Raw genomic sequence first — 19,656 nt, 5'->3', positions numbered from 1 at the left:
TTAGGTCCACCCCGCCATGGCGACCGCGACCCAGACGCCCTGTGCGACGAGCGCGATTCCAGCCAGCGAGAGCACGGCGAGCACGAGTTTTTTCGGTGTTCCCTCGAGTCCCTGATTGACCAGCGCGTTGTAGACGCCGTTGACGCCGTGGAACGCGCCGGCGACCAGGAACAACACCATCGTCACGAAGTACCCGATGGTGCTCATCCGCTCTTGTGTCCCGGCGAACGTAACTTCTGCGGCGTGGTTAACGAAGTGCAGCTGGAAGAAGTGAAACGCCAGCACGACGACCAGAAACGCCGCGGTGATCCGCTGGAGCAGCCAGCCGGTGCCGCCACGGGTAAACGAGGAGTATCGCTCCGCCATCAGAGCGCCACCCCGTCCAAGAACGTCGGCACGCTCGCGACGGTGATGATCCCGGTCAACACCAGCGAGGCGTAGAAGCTCTTGTCCTGTGCGGTGAGGCCGACGCCGAGGTCGACCATCAGCAGTCGAATCCCGTTCAGGATGTGGAAGACGGCCACCGCCAGCAGCCCGACCTCGAGTATGCGGATAATAAACAGCGACTCGAGTCCCTGGATAGTCTGGGTGTAGACGTCCGTTTCCTGCTGGATCAGTGCCACGTCACCGCTGGCTGCACCGATGGCCGTACTCAGCACGGCGATGTGGGTAAACAGGTAGCCGATCAGCATCCACCCGGTAAACTTGTGGAAAATCCACGCCCACATTCCGGCCGAGAACTCCTTCCAGCGCCCGAAGTCCTCGATGAGACCGCGATTGTAAGACTGACTCATACACTCATGTGGACGGTTTGACCGGGGAGGTATAGAAGTTACCTTTATCGGCCGGTTTACCGGGTTCCGAAGGTCGGTCCCCGAGGCGCCGTCGCCGATCGCTCACATCGGAAGCTGGGACTGCGACCCGGTTCTCGTCTTCGTTCGGTCGTTTTCCAGGGCCGTCCGCGTGTCGGACTCAAGCCCGACCAGGTGACAGAGCGGGTTCCCCGGGTAGACGACCGGGTTCTCGAGGACGCCGACGATCAGTCCGGTAAAGGGTGCCTCGACGGTGACGATGTCGTCTTTCTCCTTGAACGGGTTCGTGATGGTACAGATCACGTCCCCCTCCTCGACGAGCGATCCCCGTCCGTGTTTCATGTCGACGATCCCGCCGGCGTCGGCCCGGAGCCAGGTCTTCTCGTCGTCGGTGTCGATGACGGTCCGCCAGCCGGGCCAGTGGACGGCCGCACCCGGGTGGAGCCCGAACTCCGCGAACACGCTGGCGACACCGGTGAGCGCGCGGTCGATCAGCCGTCGCTGGAAGCGGTGTGCCTCGCCCATCTCGATCGTGACGGTCGGAATGCCGGCGTCGGTCGCCTCGCGGCGAAGGGTACCGGAGGGCCCCTGACCCGCGATGATGACGTGGGAGCTGAACGCGCAGGCGACTCGCGCGGCGTCGGAATCGTCCATGTTCGCCCGCGCGTGGAGCATGTTCGTCCGTCCTCGCGTCGAGGTGTGGAAGTCGATCCCCAGGTCGCAGGGCTCGATGAAGTTCGTGAAGATCCGGTGGGCCATCCGCCTGGCGCTGGTCGACCCCTCCCGGCCGGGGAACGACCGGTTGAGATCCCGATCGTAGATCGGCAGGTACCGCTCCTGGGCCAGAAAGCCGGGGACGTTCATCACCGGCAGACAGACGAGCGTGCCGTGAAGCTCGGCGTGATTCCAGTCGTGGGCGACCTCGCGCACGACCTCGATCCCGTTGAGCTCGTCGCCGTGTGCCGCCGCCGAGAGGAACGCCGTCGGACCGGGGTGGGTCCCGTTGATGATCGTAACCGGGATCCGCACGGGATCGCCGAGGTACGTCTCGCTGATTCCGTACCGAATGTTCGCCGACTCGCCGGGATCGACCCGGCCGCCGTCGTACGTAAAGACGTCGTCGTCGATCGGCGGCGAACCCGACGACTCGCTCGAGTCGTCGTCCGCCGCGTCGTTACCGCCCATAGGTGCCCACTGGATCGGCACCCTCGTGAATCTTTGTTCACGGTCTCGACGCGCCCGCGATTCGGAAACGTGGCGAGAAAAGTACGTAAGACAGTTGAAATTCAGGGCATAGATTTTGTATGCCCGAACGGTACGGTACAGGCATGGAGATTCGCGAAGCGACAGACGCCGACGTCGAGACGATCCGCTCGATCGCAGACCGCTCGCTTTCCTCGACCTACACGGACTTCCTCGGAGCGGAGACGATCAAGGCCGCCATCGAACAGTGGTACGGCGAGGAGTTCGCCGAGGACATCGCGGACGACCACTCGCTGATCCTGGTCGTCGAGCGCGACGGCGAGCTGGTCGGATTCTCCCACAGCGAGCTGGTCGGCCAGCAGTACAGCAACGGTCGGCTGCTGTGGCTCCACATCGATCCCGACGCCCGCGGCGACGGAATCGGCGTTCGGCTGCTCGTTCGCACCCGCGAGAAGCTGCTCGAGGACGGTGCCGAGCAAGTCCAGTGTTTCGTCCTCGAGGACAACGAGGGCGGCAACGAGTTCTACGCCGACCACGGCTTCGAACAGGCCGACCAGCGCGAGGTCGAGATCGGGTCCGAGACGTTCACCGAGAACGTCTACGTCGAAAGCGAGATCGAAAGCGGCGACGACTGGACCGCAGTCGACGAACTCGAGCTCGACGGGGAGACCGTCTACGTCAGCTACGGCGAGGCCAATCGGGGCTCGAAGGCGCCGTTTTACGGCGCCTACGAGAGCGAGGACCAGTCCGAGCGCTACGGCTGGCTCTGCGGGAACTGCGACTCGATCGACAACGCGATGGACACGATGGGGCGCATCGAGTGCAACGCCTGCGGGAACCGCCGCAAGGCGACGCGGTGGGACGCCTCCTACCTGTAGCGAAGCGGTAGCCCCGACACGTCTCCCTCGTTCGTGACGTTCGTCTCGTTGCGCCTGTAGGCTCCGCCTACCCGTCGATACCGACGGTCGCGGGCCGTCAGCGTGGACTTCGAGCGCGTCGCTGCGGCCGTCCTCCCGGAGTTGTCTCCGCATTACAATTGGGTCTCCGCTGGTCGTCTCCCTCGAGTCGCGGTTCGCGTCCGACCTCGTAGCACGGCGTTCGGCGGCCCCACCTCCAGTATGAACAGACAGGATCACATCGTTCGCGGGTTCAAGGCGACGCTGGTCTCGCGGGCGATATACATGGTCTCGAGCGCGCTGTTGATGCTCGTGCTGGCGCGGTTTCTCCTCGACCCGGACGGCTACGGCGCGCTGTACTGGGCGATCGGCGTCCTGGCGGTGCTCCAGCTCGTCGCGGACCTCGGCCTCGGCAAGTCCGCCGCGCGGTACTTCTCGGAGTACCGTGAGCGAGACCCGGGCCAGATCCCGCACCTGATCCGGACGACGCTGGCGCTGAAGCTCGCGCTGCTCGCTATCGTCACGACGGCGCTCCTGGCGTTTCACGAGCACCTCGCCGCGGCGCTGGGCGATCCCGGCGCCGCGCCGTTTCTCGCGGCGGGGACGCTGTACATCGTCGCCTTCTCGTTCAGCACGACCTCCCAGATCGCGCTGCAGGGGTTCAATCGCCTGGGGTACAGCGCGGCGATCCAGGCGATCAGCGGCGCCGGCCGCCTGGTGTTCGCGGTCGCGTTCGTCGTCCTCGGAACGGGGGCGCTGGGCGCGCTGTTCGGCTACGTCGTCGGGTACTCGATCTCGGCCGCGGTGGGGCTGACGATCCTGTACCTCGAGTACTACACCCGGTACGAGCCCGCCGAGACCTACGAACCCGGGCTCGCGCGGCGTCTGGCCGAGTACAGCGTCCCCCTCACCGCGACCAGGAGCGCGAACGTAATCGACAAGCGCATCGACATCGTCCTCGTGGGGGTCTTCCTGACCCCCGCCGCGGTCGCGTTCTACCAGCTGGGCAAACAGATCACGGACTTCGCGCTCGCGCCCGCGGAGGCGCTGGGGTTTACGATCTCGCCGAACTTCGGCGAGCAGAAGGCGACCGGACAGCTCGAGTCCGCCCGGCGGATCTACGAGACGTCGCTGACGAACGTGCTCCTGCTGTACGTCCCCGCGGCGGTCGGGCTCGTCATCGTCGCCGACCCGTTCGTCACGATGGTGTTCGGCGCCGACTACGCGGGCGCGGTGCCCGTCCTGCAGGTCCTCGCAGGGTTTATCGTCCTGCAGGCGATCACGAACCTGACCAGCGACAGCCTGGACTACCTCGGACGGGCCCGTTCCCGGGCGATCGCGAAGGGCGCGACGTCGGTCGCGAACTTCGGGCTGAACCTCGCGCTCATTCCGACCTTCGGCGTCGTCGGCGCCGCGGCGGCGACGGTCGCGACCCACTCCGTCTACGTCGCCGTCAACCTCTACATCGTCCACAGTGAGCTCTCGCTGCGGCTCGAGCGGCTCGGTCGGACCGTCGTCCGCGTCTGCGGGATCACCGGCGTGATGGCCGTCGCCGTCTCGCTCGTGACGCCGCTGATATCGAACGTCGTAATGTTGTTCGTCGCGATCGCGCTCGGGGCGGCCACCTGGGGGGTGCTCGCGGTGACGACGGGGATGATCGACGCCCAGCAGGTTCGGTCGGTTATCTCCTGACTCGACCCCGCGCCTTCCGACACTTGCTATCGCTCACGAACGCTTATCAATGCCGTCGCTCACTATACTGTATGGCTGTTTCCGATTCCGTCACCGTCGGCGTACTGAGCCTCCACACCAGCAAGGAGACGAAGGCGATCCTCAACGCGGTCGAAGAGCTGGGCCACGACACCGAGTGGCTCCGCGCCGAGAACACCGCCGTCAGCGTCGCCGACGGGAGCGCCACCCTCGAGCCCGCCGTCGACGTCATCGCCAACCGGATGCTACTGTCGAACACGGAACAGCCCTGCGAGGAGCTCGGCCTGGCGAACACCGTCTCGGGACTGGTGCCGATGCTCAACGAGCCGAAGTCGGTGCTGACGGCGATTCATAAGCTGTCGACGGCGACGGCGCTGGCGGCGGCCGACGTCAGGGTTCCCGACGTGACGCTGGCACTCGGCAACCAGAAACTCGCCGAGGCGCGGTCCCGGTACGGCGAGGAGGCCGTCTACAAGACGGCGATCGGAACCCACGGCGGCGGGACCTGGAAGGTCGGTCCAGACGACCCGATCAACGCGAAGGTCGGCAACCGGTACGCGTTCCTCCAGGAGCTCGTCGACCTCGAGGACGCGCGCCACCGCGACGTCCGCGTCTACGTCGTCGACGGCGAGATCATCGGGGCGATGTACCGCTACGCGCCCGACAACGACTGGCGGACCAACGTCGCGCTCGGCGGGAGCGTCGAGGACGCGACCGACGACCTCCCCGAGACGGCCCGCGAAATGGCCCGACGGGCCAGCGACGCCGTCGGGCTCGACTACGCCGGCGTCGACCTCGTCGAGGGCGAGGAGGGCTGGTTCGTCCTCGAGGTCAACCCGACCGCGGGGTTCAAGGGGCTGTACGAGGCGACCCGGATCAGCCCCGCCCCCTACATCGCCAAGCTCGCGATCGAGCAGGCGGGCGGCGAGGTCGACGACGACCGCGTCGCGGAGCTATCGGCGGTGCTCGACGACTCGCGGCCGTCGGCCCAGCCGTCCGACGCGTCGGCGTTCGACGGGGAGACGGCGGTGATCGGCTACACCGAGGAGGTCGTTCTCTCGGGGACCAGCGGCTCGAAGACGGTTCTCGCGAAGTCCGACACCGGCGCGACCCGGACGAGCATCGACACGTCGCTGGCAGCCGACATTGGCGCCGGTCCGATCAAGTCGATCACGCGGGTCAAATCCGGCAGCAGCAAGACCTCGAAGAGCCGCCCCGTCGTCGACGTCGTCGTCGGCGTCGGCGGCAACCAACACACCGTCACCGCGAGCGTCGAGGACCGCAGCCACATGGACTACCCCGTTTTGCTCGGCCGTGATATCCTCGAGAACTACCAGGTCGACGTCAGTCGGCGGATCGACCGCGACGCACAGGACAGGCCCGAAGAGGAGGAGTAATCGGCCGCAAACGCGGGGCTCGAGGTCCGACGACGGACAGCCACAACCCCCACGACGGGTCCGATCGACCCCATTCGGGCCGTCGCCAGAGATCCTCATCGCGAGCGGCGCGGTCCCGTCACGGATAAAACTTCGTGAATGAGAAAGATCGATTGGGCGATAGCGAATAGTTCCTTATCGGATTAGACAATCTTAATACGCGAAAGCCACAATCGAACTACGATGACGAGGTCCAACCAAGACTGGTGGCCGAACCGGTTGAACGTGGAGATCCTCGACCAGAACGCCTGCGACGTCGGGCCGACGGACGAGGACTTCGACTACGCCGAGGCGTTCGAGGAACTCGACTACGAGGAGCTGAAGTCGGACATCGAGGACGTCATGACCGACTCCCAGGAGTGGTGGCCGGCCGACTACGGCCACTACGGCCCACTGTTCATCCGGATGGCCTGGCACAGCGCCGGCACGTACCGCATCAGCGACGGTCGCGGCGGCGCCTCGGGCGGTCGACAGCGCTTCGCGCCGCTGAACAGCTGGCCCGACAACGCGAACCTCGACAAGGCTCGCCGCCTGCTCTGGCCGGTCAAGCAGAAGTACGGCCGCAAGCTCTCGTGGGGCGACCTGATCGTCCTGGCCGGAAACGTCGCCCTCGAGTCGATGGGGTTCGAGACGTACGGCTTCGGCGCCGGGCGCGAGGACGAGTACCGACCCGACGAGGCCGTCGACTGGGGCCCGGAGGACGAGTGGGAAGCGTCCGAGCGCTTCGACGAGGGCGGCGAACTCGAGGGTAACCTCGCCGCCACCGTGATGGGGCTCATCTACGTGAACCCCGAGGGGCCCGACAGTGAGCCGGACCCAGAGAAGTCTGCGGAACGGATCCGGGAGTCGTTCGGCCAGATGGCGATGAGCGACGAGGAGACGGCCGCGCTCATCGCCGGCGGACACACCTTCGGGAAGGTTCACGGCGCCGAGAACCCCGACGAGCACGTCGGTCCCGAGCCCGAGGCGGCTTCCATCGACCAGCAGGGGCTGGGCTGGGAGAGCAGCCACGGCTCCGGGAAGGGCGCCGACACGATCACTAGCGGCATCGAGGGTCCCTGGAACACCACGCCGACCCAGTGGGACATGGGCTACATCGAGAACCTCCTCGAGTACAAGTGGTGGCCCGAGCGAGGTCCCGGCGGCGCCTGGCAGTGGACCACCCAGAACGGCGAACTCGACGAGGCCGCCCCGGGCGCCGAGGAGCCGGCGGAGAAGGAGGACGTGATGATGCTGACGACGGACGTCGCGCTCAAGCGCGACCCCGACTACCGGGAGATCCTCGAGCGCTTCCAGGACAACCCCAACGAGTTCCGGGAGGCGTTCGCGCGGGCTTGGTTCAAGCTGATCCACCGCGACATGGGTCCGAAAGAGCGGTACGTCGGTCCGGAAGTTCCGGAGGAGGAGCTGATCTGGCAGGACCCGATCCCCGACGCCGACTACGAGCTGATCGGCGAGGACGAAGCCGCCGACCTCAAAGCGGAGATCCTCGAGACGGACCTGTCGGTCTCTCAGCTGGTCAAGACCGCCTGGGCGTCGGCCTCGACGTACCGCTACGGCGACAAGCGCGGCGGCGCCAACGGCGCCCGCATCCGCCTCGAGCCCCAGCGCAGCTGGGAGGTCAACGAACCCGACCAGCTCGAGACGGTGCTATCGACCCTCGAGGAGATCAAAGAGGAGTTCAACGGCTCGCGATCCGACGACGTGCGGGTCTCGCTTGCGGACCTGATCGTGCTGGGCGGCAACGCGGCCGTCGAGCAGGCGGCGGCCGACGCCGGCTACGACGTCGAGGTCCCGTTCGAGCCGGGCCGGACCGACGCCTCCCAGGAACAGACCGACGTCGACTCCTTCGAGGCGCTCAAACCCGTCGCGGACGGGTTCCGCAACTACTACAGCGACGAAGCTGACCAGTCCCAGGAGGAGCTGCTGATCGACAGGGCGGACCTCCTGAACCTGACGGCGCCCGAGACGGCGGTGCTCGTCGGCGGCCTGCGCGCGCTGGGCGCCACCTACCAGGATACCGACCTCGGCGTCCTCACCGACCGTCCGGAGACGCTGACCAACGACTTCTTCGTGAACCTGCTCGACATGGACTACGAGTGGGAAGCGTCCGACGGCTCCCAGGACATCATGGGCTGGGAGGCGACCGCGGAGTCCGACACCGACGAGGTGTTCGACCTGCGCGACCGCGAGACGGGCGAGGTCGAGTGGGCGGCGACCCGCGCGGACCTCGTCTTCGGGTCGAACTCCCGGCTTCGCGCCGTTGCGGACGTCTACGCGTCCGAGGATAGCGAGGAGAAGTTCGTTCGGGACTTCGTCGACGCCTGGAGCAAGGTCATGCAGCTCGACCGCTTCGACCTCGAGTAACCGCTCCGGCCTCGAGTCGCCGGTATTTTTCGCCGACTACCCGTCCTCGAGCTCCCGCCGAAGCACCAGCTCGTCGTCGGTGATCTTGCCGACCTGCGACCGCCGGACGGGACGATCGTCGTCGTCGCGCTCGAGCCAGCCCAGCCGCGCCTTGATGCGATCCGCCAGCCCGGGCTCCGGGTCGACGTAGGCGGTATCGCCCTCGACGGCGGTGACGATCCCGATCCGTTCGCCGGCGTCGTCGACGACGGCTTTCCCCGCGTCGTCGTCCTCGAGTTCGCGGACGATCGGCTCGGTTCCGGGGATCGGTTCGGCGGTCGCCGTCGTCTCGGCGCCCTCTGCTCTCGGCTCGGCCGTTCCGCACTCCTCGGAGTCGACGAGCTCGCCCTCCAGCACGTCGCTGTCGAGGACCTCCGAATCGAGCACCTCGGTGTCCTCGAGCGCGAACCGCCTGCGGACGCGCTCCTCGACCCGCTCCTCGACGGTCCGACGCTCGAACAGCTCGCTTCGGACGAGATCGCCCGCTCCGTCGACGGCCTCGTTCCGGAGCTCCCGATCGACCGACTCGGCGGCGGCGTCCGACCGCGCCACGTCCTCGAGGACGGATCGTCGGACGCTCTCCGGATCGACATCCGCGTCCGGTTCGGCCCGTGGCTCCTCGCGGGCGACGTCGACGCCGACGCCCTCGCTCTCGACGGCGTAGCGTTCGACCTCCTCGATCGTCTCGATGCGGGATTCATCCGTCGTCACCGCGACGACGTCGTCGCCGACGAACTCGGTGCCGACGACCGTCCGCTCGAGGAGTTCGGACTCGAGCAGCTCGCGGTCGACGATCCCCCGGTCGACGACTTCGCTTTCGACCGTGTCGCGTTCGACGACCCGGCTCTCGCCCTCGACGTCGCTCTCGACGACCTCGGTCGTTACCGTCTCGCCCCGCCGAAGGGCATCCTCGAGTTCGGACCGCTCCCCCGAGGCCCGCTCGAGGGCCGCCTCGCGCTCGAGAAGCTCGAACTCCCCGAGTTCTCCGGGGTCACCGGTCGACCCGCCGCGGTAGAGAAAGACCAGTTCGTCGTCCCGGAGGTGCTCGTCGAACTCGGCCCAGGCGTCCGACGCGTCCGCGTCCGCGTCGAGTTCCTCCCGCCGGGTGAACGAGTAGCCGTGTCCCTCGCCTCCGTGGGTCGATACCGGGACGGCGTCGCGTGACTCCGCCCACTCGCGGATCCGGTCGGGGTCGGTCGTCATCCGGCGTCGCTCGCTCCCGCCGGAGATCGTTTCGTCTACCATATCGACGTTGGCGCCCGGCCGACGCTTCAGTCCGTCGCCGGCGTCTGCTACTCCGATTCGTACTCCGCCCAGATGTACCGCGTCGCGACGCTGCGGTAGGGACGCCAGTCCTCTGCGATCTCGCGCATCTCCGCTCGGGTGAGCTCGTCGCCGTTTCCGTACAGGTTCTCGATCCCACGTCGAACCGCCAGATCGCCAAGCGGGAGCACGTCGGGGCGCTCGAGGACGAACAGGAGGTACATCCGCGCGGTCCAGTCGCCGACTCCTCTGATCTCGGTGAGCCGATCGATCACCTCCTCGTTCGAGTACTCCGCGAGTCCCGCCCGCGTGTAGTCGCCGTCCCGAAACGCCCGGGCGGCGTTTCGGACGTACTCGATCTTGCTGCGGGAGAGCCCGGCCTCGTAGAGCGCCTCCTCGTCGGCGGCCAGAACGGTCTCCGGCGTCACCTCCCCGCCGAGCACGTCGAACACCCGTCCACGGATGGCGGCCGCGCTCGCGGTCGAGACCTGCTGGTTGATGATCGAGATGCAGAGTCGCTCGTACTCGGTCCAGTCGGGTTCGACGTACGGGTCGTGTCGATCGACGAGCTCGGCCATCACGGGATCCTGACGGAGAACTGGGGCTGCCTCTTCTATCATACCGGTGGGATACGGAGTAGGGGGCCGGGAACGCATATGCGTCTCGCTTTCGCGCCCGACGGGCCGCGCCTCGAGGGAGCCGGCGACGTGCGACTACGGGCGAAAAATGGTTCCCGATCGTCCGCGTAAGTGGTGTCGTGACCTCGACGTGATTACGTGGTTTCGCGGCCTGTGGCAGTTCTACCTCGCGTACACGAAAACCGGCGTCCACGCGGCCGCGGCCGCGGCGCTGGCGATCTTCGGGATACTCGTCTTCGTCGACGGCGCGTTCGCGATCCTCGCGATCGCCTCCTACGTGCTTCCGCCCGTGGTCCTCTACGTCCGCGCGGACGACGCGGCGCCGGCTCCCGAGGCGGGAACGGACTCGCTCGAGACGCCGGGACCCGTTGGTCGCGGTCGCGAGCCCGATCGGCGATCGACCGGCCCGGCCCTCGTCGACGAGCGGCGGGCCGACGGCCGCGCCGCGGCGTTCGACGGCGATACGGATTCCGACAGCGACGACGGCGATACGGACTCCGATAGCGACGACGGCGACACGGACACCGATAGCGACGGATGAACGATCCCGGCGGATCGCGTTCGGAAGGGGTCGTTCGATTCACTCCGGCGAGGAGGCAGCGAAGTCCCCGTTCTCGTCGAACTCGATCGGCGCCGGCTCGCGTACGACGCGAAGGTCCTCGCGGTCCCGTGCGGCCTCGACCAGCGGCGCCGAGGCGTAACACCGCTTCAGGCGCATCGTGTCGGTCACCCTGAGGACGCGGGCCTCCTCGCTCGGGACGGGGCCGATCGTGCCGAGGCTCGCGATCAGTCCCGCCCGATCGGTCTCGACCACCGGCGGGAGCCGTACGCCCCGAACCGTGCTCGCGGTGATCGCGTTGATCAGCGACTTCGACCAGTCCAGTCCCGCTAGCACGCCGCGATGTGTGAAGTCGGCCTGGCCCATTCCCATCGCGTTGCCCTTCGTCTTCTCGGTGAACCCGCGGGCGAAGATCCGCTTTACGTCGGCGGTCTCCGGCTCGGGCTCGTCGATCGTGAAGTGGCGCCGCCCCGTCACGTTGGTGTCCATCCCCTGCCCGCTGACGTCCTTGCCCAATCGATCGACGACGAGGACGTCCAGCTCCTCGAAGGGGAGTTTCGGCATGAGCTCCCAGGCCTCCTCGAGTAGCTCCGCTTCGCGCTCGAGAAAGCCCGACGGCGGCACGCCCTCGAGGTGGGTCGTCTCGTCGAGTTGATCCTCGACGATCGCGACGCCGCCGGCGACGGGCAGCGCCTCGAGGAGCTGACCGGTGATCTCGGGGAGCATGTTGCGCAGGCTCCAGTCGACGGCCCAGTCGTGGGCCATCTTTGCGCCGCGTTGTTTTCCCATCCCGATGACGAGCATCTTCGAGAGTCCGCTCTCGACGTCCCCGCTGAAGTCGGTGTGTGGTTTGATCCGGTTGACCGGGACGATGGCGTCGGCCTCGACGGCGTGTGCGTCGGCGTACACCGGGACTCCCCGCTCGGGCGTCTCGCCGACCGTGACGACGTCCATCGTCGCTCGGATCTCGCAGCCGATCGCCTCCTCGGTGACGCCCAGCGTCGCGAGCTTCTCGCGTTGCCCTTCCGCGGTCGCCCCGCCGTGGCTCCCCATCGCCGGGAAGACGAACGGCTCGTATCCTCGCTCCTGCAATCCGGCGACGACCCCGCCGACGATTTCGGGAAGGTTGGCGATGCCGCGGCTGCCGGCGCCGACGGCGACCTCGCCGCCCGCGGGGACGTCCTCGAGCTCGAGGTCCCCGACCGCCGCGGCCGCCTCGGCGGCGACCGATTCCGGCGGGATTGGGTCGGTTTCCCAGCGCTGCTCGAGGACGCCCAGCTTCGGGAGCGCGACGTCTCCGCAGGCGGTTCGGACGGTCGACTCCGACACCGTGAGATCGTCGATCATGCACGAACAGTGCGGGGAGAGGGAGAAAAGCGTACCGAGGGGTCGGGTCGACTGGCGCTCGGAAGGTCGACCGCGTTCTCGGAGCGGTTAGAAGCCCTTGCCGAGCATCTCGCGGGCGATGACGTTCTTCTGGATCTCGCTGGTTCCCTCGTAGATCTGGGTGATCTTGGCGTCGCGGTAGAACCGCTCGACGGGGAAGTCGTTGACGTAGCCGGCCCCGCCGTGGATCTGGACGGCCTCGTCGGCGACGTCGACGGCGACCCGGGAGGCGTACTCCTTGGCCATCGAGGCGAGTTTGGTGATGTCCTCGCCCTGATCGACCTTCCAGGCCGCCTTGTAGGTCAGGTTGCGCGCGGCCTCGGTGTCGGTCGCCATCTCGGCGAGCTTGTGCTGGATCGCCTGGAACTCCGAGATCGACTTGCCGAACTGCTCGCGGTCCTGGGCGTACTCGAGGGCCGCGCGGGTCGCCCCCTTCGCGATGCCGACGCCCTGGGCGGCGACGGCGGTGCGGGTCTCGTCGAAGAACTGCATCTGTTGCATGAAGGCGGCGTCTCTGGTCCCGACGAGGTTCTCCTCGGGGACCCGAACGTCGTCGAAGACCAGTTCGGCGGTGTCCGACGCTCGAATGCCGAGCTTGCCGGTGATCTTCTCGGCCGAAAAGCCGTCGCGGTCGGACTCCACGATGATCTGGCTGAAGCCGTTGTACCGGCCCTCGGCCTCGGGGTCGGTCTCACAGAGGACGACGAAGAAGTCGCCGACGGTGCCGTTGGTGATCCACATCTTGTTGCCGTTTACCACCCACTCGTCGCCGTCTTTCTCGGCTCGCGTCGAAACCGAGGAGACGTCGGAGCCGGTGTCGGGCTCGGAGATCGCCGCGCCCGAGATCTTCTCGCCGAGCGCGACGGGCTCTAAGAACCGCTCCTTCTGATCCTCGGTCCCGAAGTTCATGATCGCCTCGCAGCCGAAAGAGGTCGAGACGATCGAGAGCCCGATCCCGGGATCGTACGAGAACAGCTCCTCGGTGATGATCGCGGTGTCGAGGATGGAGTAGCCGGCACCGCCGTACTCCATCGGGATGTAGGTCCCGGTCAGGCCCATCTCGGCCGCCTGGTCGACGACGTCGTGGGGGTACTTCTCTTCCTCGTCGTACTCGCCGGCGACGGGAACGATCTCGTTTTCCGCGAACCGAGCGACTTCGTCGCGGATCTGTTGTTGCTCTTCGGAGAGTCCGAATTCCATGGACGATAGTTATCTATGATTCGGTAAAGATGTTTGTAACCGGAAGTAAACGGAACTGTAGTTTCATTTACGAAAGAGGGAAACGTTCAAACGGGTCCGCATTGCATACGATACCATGGAGATCGACGATATCAACACCGTCGCAGTTCTTGGAGCGGGCAACATGGGACACGGTATCGCGGAGGTCGCCGCGATGGCCGGCTACGACGTCGCCATGCGCGATATCAACGAGGAGTTCGTCCAGAACGGCTACGACCAGATCGAGTGGTCGCTGAACAAACTCGCCGAGAACGACCAGCTCTCTCGGGAGGAAGCCGACGCCGCCCTCGAGCGGGTGACGCCGCTCGTCGACATGGAGGAGGCCTGCGGGAACGCCGATATCGTCATCGAGGCCGTCCCCGAGAAGATGGAGATCAAGAAGGACGTCTACTCGGAGCTCGAGGAGGTCGCGCCCGATCGGGCGATCTTCGCGACGAACACCTCCAGCCTCTCGATCACCGAACTCGCCGAGGTGACCGAGCGTCCGGGGCGGTTCTGCGGGATGCACTTCTTCAATCCCCCGGTCCGGATGCCGCTGGTCGAAGTGATCTCGGGCGCCGAGAGCGACGAGGAGACCCTCGAGGTCGTCGAGGCCCTGGCCGAGGACTTCGAGAAGTCGCCCGTGCGCGTCCACAAGGACTCGCCCGGGTTCATCGTCAACCGCATCCTCGTTCCCTTGATGAACGAGGCCTGCTGGCTCGTCGAGGAGGGCGAGGCGACCATCGCCGAGGTCGATTCGACGACGAAATACGAGATGGGGCTGCCGATGGGGAGCTTCGAACTCGGCGATCAGGTCGGCAACGACGTCAGCTACCACGTGCTGGAGTACATGCACGACGTCCTCGGCGAGGCCTACGAGCCCTGCCCGCTGCTCGAGCGCAAGGTCGAAAACGAGGAGCTCGGCAAGAAGACCGGGAAGGGCTTCTACGACTACGAGGACGGCGACGGCGTCGACATCCCGACCGACGAGGTCTCCGAGCTCGTCGAGGAACGGCTCGTCGCCACGATGGCAAACGAGGCCGCCAAGCTGATCGGCGGCGACGTCGCCCCGCCCGAGTCGATCGACGAGGCGACGAAACTCGGCGCGGGCTTCCCCGACGGCCCCGTCAAGCTGGCCGACGAGTTCGGCCTCGAGAACGCCCTCGAGGCCCTCGAAGCGGCCTACGAGGAGACGGGCCACGAGCGCTACGCGCCCGCCGACTACCTCGCGGAGCGCGCGAACGAGGGTGGGTTCTACGACCGAGCGTCGGACGAGGACGGCGACATCGCGTTCGATGCGATCCGCGTCGAGTACCCCGGCGAGATGGTCGGCCACGTCGTCCTCGACCGCCCCCACCGCATGAACACCATCAGCGAGGAGCTGCTCGACGAACTCGAGGACGCGATCGAGGTCCTCGAGGACGACGACGAGGTTCGGTCGATCCTCCTCACCGGCGAGGGCGACCGGGCGTTCTCCGCGGGCGCGGACATCCAGAGCATGGCCGCCGGCGGTGCGGACCCGATCGAGACGACCGAGCTCTCGAAGCGGGGCCAGGAGGTATTCGGCACGCTCGAGGCCTGCGAGATGCCCGTCGTCGCGGGCATCGACGGCTACTGTCTCGGCGGCGGGATGGAGCTGTCGATGTGCGCCGACCTCCGGGTCGCCAGCGCCGGCTCGGAGTTCGGACAGCCCGAACTCGACCTCGGACTCATCCCCGGATGGGGCGGCACTCAGCGACTCTCCGCGATCGTCGGCGAGGGTCGCGCGAAGGAAATTATCCTCACCGCCGACCGCTTCGACGCCGAGACCCTGGAGTCGTACGGGTTCGTCAACGAGGTCGTCGACGGCGAGGAGCTCGAAGACCGCGCGCTCGAGCTCGCGGCCGACCTCGCCGGCGGGCCGCCGATCGCCCACCGGTACGCCAAGCGAGCGATGCTGGCGGGCCGCGACGACACCGACGCCGGCCTCGAGTACGAGGCGTCGGCGTTCGGCCAGCTGATGGCGACCGACGACCTGATGGAGGGGATCACGGCGTTCATGGGCGACGACGAGCCGGAGTTCGAGGGGAAGTGAGACGACTCCGGAGCGTCGTCTTCGTCGTCCTCCGGGTCGTCGAATCGAGTTCCGGCCGCCTCTGGCGGCGGAACGGGACGAAGCCGAGCGCGCGGACAGCGACGAATACCGCGAACTCCGCGATCGGATCGACGAACTCGAGGCGAGCCTCGAGGAGACGGGAGACCGACGAAACAGCGCGTTCCCGCCCGCAACGGCGCGCTCGCCGAACGGTTCGAGTTACGGCGCCTGACCGTAGATCAGGTTCCGCTGGACCTCGTTCGCGCCCTCGTAGATGACCGGGACTCGAGCGTCCCGGTAGACCCGGGCGATCCGTCGCTCGTCGAGGATCGATCGCCCGCCGTGGAACTGCATCCCCTGCTCGGAGACGTCGACGGCCGTTTCGGTCGCCGCGGTCTTGGCTAATGCCGCCCAGTAGCCCGCGCGGTCGTTGTTCGCGACCTTCTCGCACGCGCGCCAGGTGAGCGCCCGCGCGCTCTCGAACCCGATGAGCATGTCCGCGAGGCCGTGCTGGACCGCCTGGAACTCGTTGATCGTGCGACCGAACTCCTCGCGGTCGTGGCTGAACTCCCAGGCCTCCTCGATTGCGGCGGCGGCGATCCCGAGACCGTGTCCGGCGACCATCACGCGGCCGTGGTTAAAGAAGTCGGCGAGCATCATGAACCCGGCCCCCTCGTGGCCGATCAGGTTCTCCTCGGGAATCCGGCAGTCGTCGAAGGTGATGTGGGCCTGCTTGGAGGCGCGCATCGCCATCTTCTCGGGGATGTGTTCGGCCTCGTACCCCTCGGCGTTGGTCGGCACGATGAACATCGAGTGGTTGCCGTACTTGTTGTCCTCGTCGTCGCCGGTCCGTGCGTACACCGTGACCCAGTCGGCCTCGACGCCGTTGCCGATCCAGTACTTCTCGCCGTCGAGGACGTACTCGTCACCCTCCCTTTCGGCTCGCGTCTGCATTCCCGCCAGGTCGCTCCCGGTCTCGGGCTCCGAGACGGCGAGTCCGGAGATCTGGTTGCCCTCCGCGACCGGACGAACGTACTCCTCGCACTGCTCGTCGGAGCCGTACTCGTAGGTGATCTCGCAGCCGAAGCTGGCGAGTTGGAGCGTCAGCGCGATCCCCGCGTCGGCCCGGTAGAACTCCTCGGTGAGCGCGAGCAGCTGCGGGAGGTCGAGCCCGCGTCCGCCCCACTCCTCCGGAATATCCTGGGCGACGAGGCCGGCCTCCTGGCCCGCCTCGAGGATCTCGTGAGGGTACTCGCCCGACTGGAAGAACTCCTGGGCGTTGGGTTCGATGTGCTCGCTGGCGAACTCGCGAGCTTCGGTCTTGATGTCGCGTGCGTGCTCCGGAACGATGCTGGGATCGAGGAGATTCACGATACGGTTCTTGGTGGGTGTCCCCAAATAACCGACGGCCGGTGGAGGCTGGGTTCACCGCCGCGACGGGATGGTTTCGTCGACCGAAACGTCCGTTCGTCGTCCCAACCGCCGGATGTCCCAGGCGACGTCGGCAACGACGTGGGCGTAGAGGACGGCCGCCGTGACGACGGCGAGCGGAACGGCCACGAGCGCCAGACCGATAACTGCGATTCCGGCGAGCAACAGGTGGCTCAACAGGCGCGAGAGCGCGCCCACGTCGCCCCCTTCGAAGATCCGATCCTGCTCCGCGAACGCGGCCAGTGGATGCGAGAGACAAAACCGAAACGAATCCCACGTTCCGGTTCTGTACCGGGCGATGACGAAGTGATCGAGATCGATAGCGACGCCGAGGACGGTTCCGTAGCCGACGACCGCGGTCGCGGGAACGACCGCTCCGGCGAGTTCGACCGGTCCGACGGCGACGGCGACGATCCCGGCAACGACGAACGAAACGATCGCGTGGTGGATCGAATAGATGGGCACTCACCCACGGCGGAGAACGTCGTCGAGCCACTAAACCTCTCGCCGTTAGCCGGCGAATCCCGAGAGCAACCACTCGCCGTTCTCGCCGTCCTCGTCGGCAATTCCGGGCGCGCTGACGAGAACGAACGCGCTCTCAGCGTCGCCGTTTCGGATCTGGCGGGTCGACTCCGGCGGGATCCACAGCGCGTCGCCGGTTTCCATCTCCACGGGATCGTCGTCGACGACGACCGTCGCTCGTCCCTCGATGAGGACGTACACCTCCTCGTGTTCGTTGTCGGCGTGGTCGTGCGGCCGACTCTTCCATCCCGGATCGCAGCGCGCGACCGTGACGCCGACCTGCTCGGTTTCGAGCGGATCGCTGAGAAAGTGCATCGCGCTCGAGACCTGATCGACGTCCTCGTAGTTCACCTTCCGATAGGACATAGCTCCCAGTACAACGGGATCCCAGTAAAACTACGCGTTCCTCGCCCGGACGATCCCCGTCTCACTTTCCGTGTCCGTTCTGGGAGATCGGATCGAAGCTGTCGACCGGAGTCACCGAGTAGTCGACGGTCAGCGCGTCCTTCGTCGCCCGGATCTTGCCGACGAACGTCGAGATATCCTCGAGTTGCCCCTCGAGAACGAACAGCTCCATACAGTAATGATCGCCGACGTGGCTGTGGAAGTTCGAGGCGACGAGGCCCTCGTGTTCGTGTCTGAGCTGCATCATCCGTTCCTCGACGGTCGTCGTCTCGTAGTCGAACAGGACGGTGACGATCCCCATCAGCTCTCGGTCCTCGAGGCGGGTATCCTCGAACTCTCCCAGGAGGTTGCGGGAGGCTTCCCTGACGACCTCGCTCCGACCGGTGTACCCGTGCTCGTCCGCGAACTGGTCGAGTCGCTCGAGAAGCTCGTCCGGCATCGAGACGCTGACGACTGCCATATATTAATCCGAAGCCCATTTACTATTAAGGTTTGCTATCGTTTCGTCCTCGCGTTCGCGAAGCGAACCCGTTCCGTCCTCAGGATCGGACGGAGTAACACAACGTTTTGACGGCTCAGCGTGAGGGGACAGTATGTTCCTTCCTCACCAGTCCTGGCCCGATCTCGCCGACTACGTCGCCGACGAGTCGCTCGCGGTCGTCCCGCTGGGCTCGACCGAACAGCACGGTCCGCACCTCCCCGAAGGAACCGACTACCTGATCGCGGAGGCGCTCGCTCGAGCGGCGACCGATCGGACGGGCTACCTCTGTACCCCGCCGATCCCGGTCGGCGTGAGCTCTCACCACCGACAGTTCCACGGTACCATGTGGGTCGACCCGCCGGTCTTTCGAGACTACGTGGAGAGCCTCTCGCGAAACCTCACGTACCACGGGATCGATCGCATCGTCTACGTCAACGCCCACGGCGGAAACGTCCAGCACCTTCGTGAGGTCGGCCGCCGACTGCACGAGGACGAGACCGCCTTCGCTATCGAGTGGATGTGGGACGAATCGATCCCCGGGCTCATCGAGGAGGTCTTCGAGACGCCGGGTCCGCACGGCGGCCCCAAGGAGACGGCGATGATCATGCACATCGCTGCGGAACTCGTCCGCGAGGACCGACTCGAGGACGCCCGCGACGGCGGCGCGATCTTCGACTACGAGGCCGAACTCGTTCACGGCGCCCGGATCTTTTACGACGCCATCGAGAACAGTCCGAACGGCGTCTTCGGCGACCAGACGGACGCGACCCCCGAGATCGGCGAGCGACTGTTCGAGGCCGCGACCGAACAACTCGTTGCCCTGCTCGAGTGGCTCGACGACCAGCCGTTTTCGGACCTCGTCGCGTCCCCCCACGTCGATCCACGGTCGACGTAGTTGAGACGCGACTCGCGTCGATCGTGGAGGGACGATGTGGACGTCGTCAGTGCAGGCGCGAAGATCATTTTAAATCCGACGGGCATTGGAAAACTACAACTCAGTTCACAGGACGACCGCACGACTGCGACGTGTTTGTGAGTGCCTGTCGGCGAGGGTCGGGTTCGAAGGCCTTATGTAGTAACCGGGGACTCTGATATAATACGCAGAAGATGAGGACTTCACCCCTGCGGTCCGCCGCAAGATGAGGTCTGATGTGAGCCTTGGTAGTTCGGTGACGCCCGATCGGTCCGCGATCGTGGTCGATCCGAACGTGGACCC

The 19,656-nt window shown here is 66.4% G+C and carries 19 protein-coding genes; 8 read left to right on the top strand and 11 right to left on the bottom strand.

Annotated elements, in window-relative coordinates:
- The 3 genes from GWG54_RS08595 to GWG54_RS08585 form a co-directional block, all read right to left on the bottom strand.
- Positions 1 to 366 carry a succinate dehydrogenase subunit D gene (locus GWG54_RS08595; RefSeq protein ID WP_008426269.1) on the bottom strand — a complete coding sequence of 122 codons (366 nt, stop codon included), beginning with the start codon at positions 364 to 366 and terminating at the stop codon, positions 1 to 3.
- The gene (gene sdhC / locus GWG54_RS08590) at positions 366 to 794 is read right to left on the bottom strand and encodes a succinate dehydrogenase, cytochrome b556 subunit (RefSeq protein WP_008426267.1); all 429 of its coding nucleotides are present in this window, start codon (positions 792 to 794) and stop codon (positions 366 to 368) included. Before sdhC ends, GWG54_RS08595 begins: the two co-directional genes overlap by 1 nt.
- A gap of 102 nt (positions 795 to 896) precedes the next feature.
- A complete protein-coding gene (locus GWG54_RS08585) occupies positions 897 to 1,997 on the bottom strand; it encodes a succinylglutamate desuccinylase/aspartoacylase family protein (RefSeq protein ID WP_167937389.1) in 1,101 nt (366 codons plus the stop codon).
- A gap of 143 nt (positions 1,998 to 2,140) precedes the next feature.
- Between GWG54_RS08585 and GWG54_RS08580 the strand changes: the two genes are divergently transcribed.
- The 4 genes from GWG54_RS08580 (at position 2,141) to katG (ending at position 8,424) form a co-directional block, all read left to right on the top strand.
- Positions 2,141 to 2,893 carry a GNAT family N-acetyltransferase gene (locus tag GWG54_RS08580; RefSeq protein WP_167937388.1) on the top strand — a complete coding sequence of 251 codons (753 nt, stop codon included), beginning with the start codon at positions 2,141 to 2,143 and terminating at the stop codon, positions 2,891 to 2,893.
- Between the two features lie 240 nt (positions 2,894 to 3,133).
- On the top strand, positions 3,134 to 4,603 hold the full coding sequence (locus GWG54_RS08575) for a polysaccharide biosynthesis C-terminal domain-containing protein (RefSeq protein ID WP_167937387.1): 1,470 nt from the start codon (positions 3,134 to 3,136) through the stop codon (positions 4,601 to 4,603).
- Positions 4,604 to 4,674: 71 nt separating this feature from the next.
- On the top strand, positions 4,675 to 6,018 hold the full coding sequence (locus GWG54_RS08570) for a RimK family alpha-L-glutamate ligase (protein ID WP_167937386.1): 1,344 nt from the start codon (positions 4,675 to 4,677) through the stop codon (positions 6,016 to 6,018).
- Positions 6,019 to 6,240: 222 nt separating this feature from the next.
- On the top strand, positions 6,241 to 8,424 hold the full coding sequence (gene katG / locus GWG54_RS08565) for a catalase/peroxidase HPI (RefSeq protein ID WP_167937385.1): 2,184 nt from the start codon (positions 6,241 to 6,243) through the stop codon (positions 8,422 to 8,424).
- Positions 8,425 to 8,460: 36 nt separating this feature from the next.
- Here katG and GWG54_RS08560 read toward each other — a convergent pair whose 3' ends face one another.
- Both GWG54_RS08560 and GWG54_RS08555 read right to left on the bottom strand, forming a co-directional pair.
- On the bottom strand, positions 8,461 to 9,708 hold the full coding sequence (locus tag GWG54_RS08560) for a hypothetical protein (RefSeq protein ID WP_167937384.1): 1,248 nt from the start codon (positions 9,706 to 9,708) through the stop codon (positions 8,461 to 8,463).
- A 47-nt stretch (positions 9,709 to 9,755) separates the two neighbouring features.
- Positions 9,756 to 10,346 (bottom strand): DNA-3-methyladenine glycosylase, encoded by a 591-nt coding sequence (locus GWG54_RS08555; RefSeq protein ID WP_167937383.1) that lies wholly within the window; start codon positions 10,344 to 10,346, stop codon positions 9,756 to 9,758.
- A gap of 148 nt (positions 10,347 to 10,494) precedes the next feature.
- Here GWG54_RS08555 and GWG54_RS08550 point away from each other — a divergent pair, with 148 nt between their 5' ends.
- Positions 10,495 to 10,905 (top strand): hypothetical protein, encoded by a 411-nt coding sequence (locus tag GWG54_RS08550; protein WP_312854264.1) that lies wholly within the window; start codon positions 10,495 to 10,497, stop codon positions 10,903 to 10,905.
- Positions 10,906 to 10,944: 39 nt separating this feature from the next.
- Here the strand turns inward: GWG54_RS08550 and GWG54_RS08545 are convergent, their stop codons facing one another.
- Both GWG54_RS08545 and GWG54_RS08540 read right to left on the bottom strand, forming a co-directional pair.
- Positions 10,945 to 12,270 carry a lactate racemase domain-containing protein gene (locus GWG54_RS08545; protein ID WP_167937381.1) on the bottom strand — a complete coding sequence of 442 codons (1,326 nt, stop codon included), beginning with the start codon at positions 12,268 to 12,270 and terminating at the stop codon, positions 10,945 to 10,947.
- 87 nt (positions 12,271 to 12,357) lie between these two features.
- Positions 12,358 to 13,509: an acyl-CoA dehydrogenase family protein gene (locus GWG54_RS08540; RefSeq protein ID WP_167937380.1), complete on the bottom strand. Its 1,152-nt coding sequence runs from the start codon at positions 13,507 to 13,509 to the stop codon at positions 12,358 to 12,360.
- A gap of 115 nt (positions 13,510 to 13,624) precedes the next feature.
- Between GWG54_RS08540 and GWG54_RS08535 the strand changes: the two genes are divergently transcribed.
- On the top strand, positions 13,625 to 15,601 hold the full coding sequence (locus tag GWG54_RS08535; RefSeq protein WP_167937379.1) for a 3-hydroxyacyl-CoA dehydrogenase/enoyl-CoA hydratase family protein: 1,977 nt from the start codon (positions 13,625 to 13,627) through the stop codon (positions 15,599 to 15,601).
- Positions 15,602 to 15,644: 43 nt separating this feature from the next.
- Complete coding sequence (locus tag GWG54_RS08530; protein WP_167937473.1) at positions 15,645 to 15,833, top strand: HalX domain-containing protein; 189 nt, start codon at positions 15,645 to 15,647, stop codon at positions 15,831 to 15,833.
- Here the strand turns inward: GWG54_RS08530 and GWG54_RS08525 are convergent.
- The 4 genes from GWG54_RS08525 to GWG54_RS08510 form a co-directional block, all read right to left on the bottom strand.
- Positions 15,821 to 16,972 (bottom strand): acyl-CoA dehydrogenase family protein, encoded by a 1,152-nt coding sequence (locus tag GWG54_RS08525; RefSeq protein ID WP_167937378.1) that lies wholly within the window; start codon positions 16,970 to 16,972, stop codon positions 15,821 to 15,823. The two genes, GWG54_RS08530 and GWG54_RS08525, sit on opposite strands and share 13 nt — an antisense overlap.
- 54 nt (positions 16,973 to 17,026) lie before the next feature.
- Positions 17,027 to 17,497 (bottom strand): hypothetical protein, encoded by a 471-nt coding sequence (locus tag GWG54_RS08520; protein WP_245242769.1) that lies wholly within the window; start codon positions 17,495 to 17,497, stop codon positions 17,027 to 17,029.
- Positions 17,498 to 17,542: 45 nt separating this feature from the next.
- Positions 17,543 to 17,920 (bottom strand): cupin domain-containing protein, encoded by a 378-nt coding sequence (locus GWG54_RS08515; protein WP_167937377.1) that lies wholly within the window; start codon positions 17,918 to 17,920, stop codon positions 17,543 to 17,545.
- Positions 17,921 to 17,981: 61 nt separating this feature from the next.
- On the bottom strand, positions 17,982 to 18,419 hold the full coding sequence (locus GWG54_RS08510) for a CopG family ribbon-helix-helix protein (RefSeq protein WP_008426249.1): 438 nt from the start codon (positions 18,417 to 18,419) through the stop codon (positions 17,982 to 17,984).
- Between the two features lie 133 nt (positions 18,420 to 18,552).
- Between GWG54_RS08510 and GWG54_RS08505 the strand changes: the two genes are divergently transcribed.
- Positions 18,553 to 19,335, top strand: a complete 783-nt coding sequence (locus GWG54_RS08505; protein WP_167937376.1) for a creatininase family protein — start codon at positions 18,553 to 18,555, stop codon at positions 19,333 to 19,335.
- Positions 19,336 to 19,656: the final 321 nt, after the last annotated feature.

The organism is Natronococcus sp. JC468 (assembly GCF_012163165.1).
Lineage (GTDB): Archaea > Halobacteriota > Halobacteria > Halobacteriales > Natrialbaceae > Natronococcus > Natronococcus jeotgali.
The sequence above is the reverse complement of the archived record's forward strand: the minus strand, read 5'-3'. Positions and strand labels throughout refer to the sequence as shown.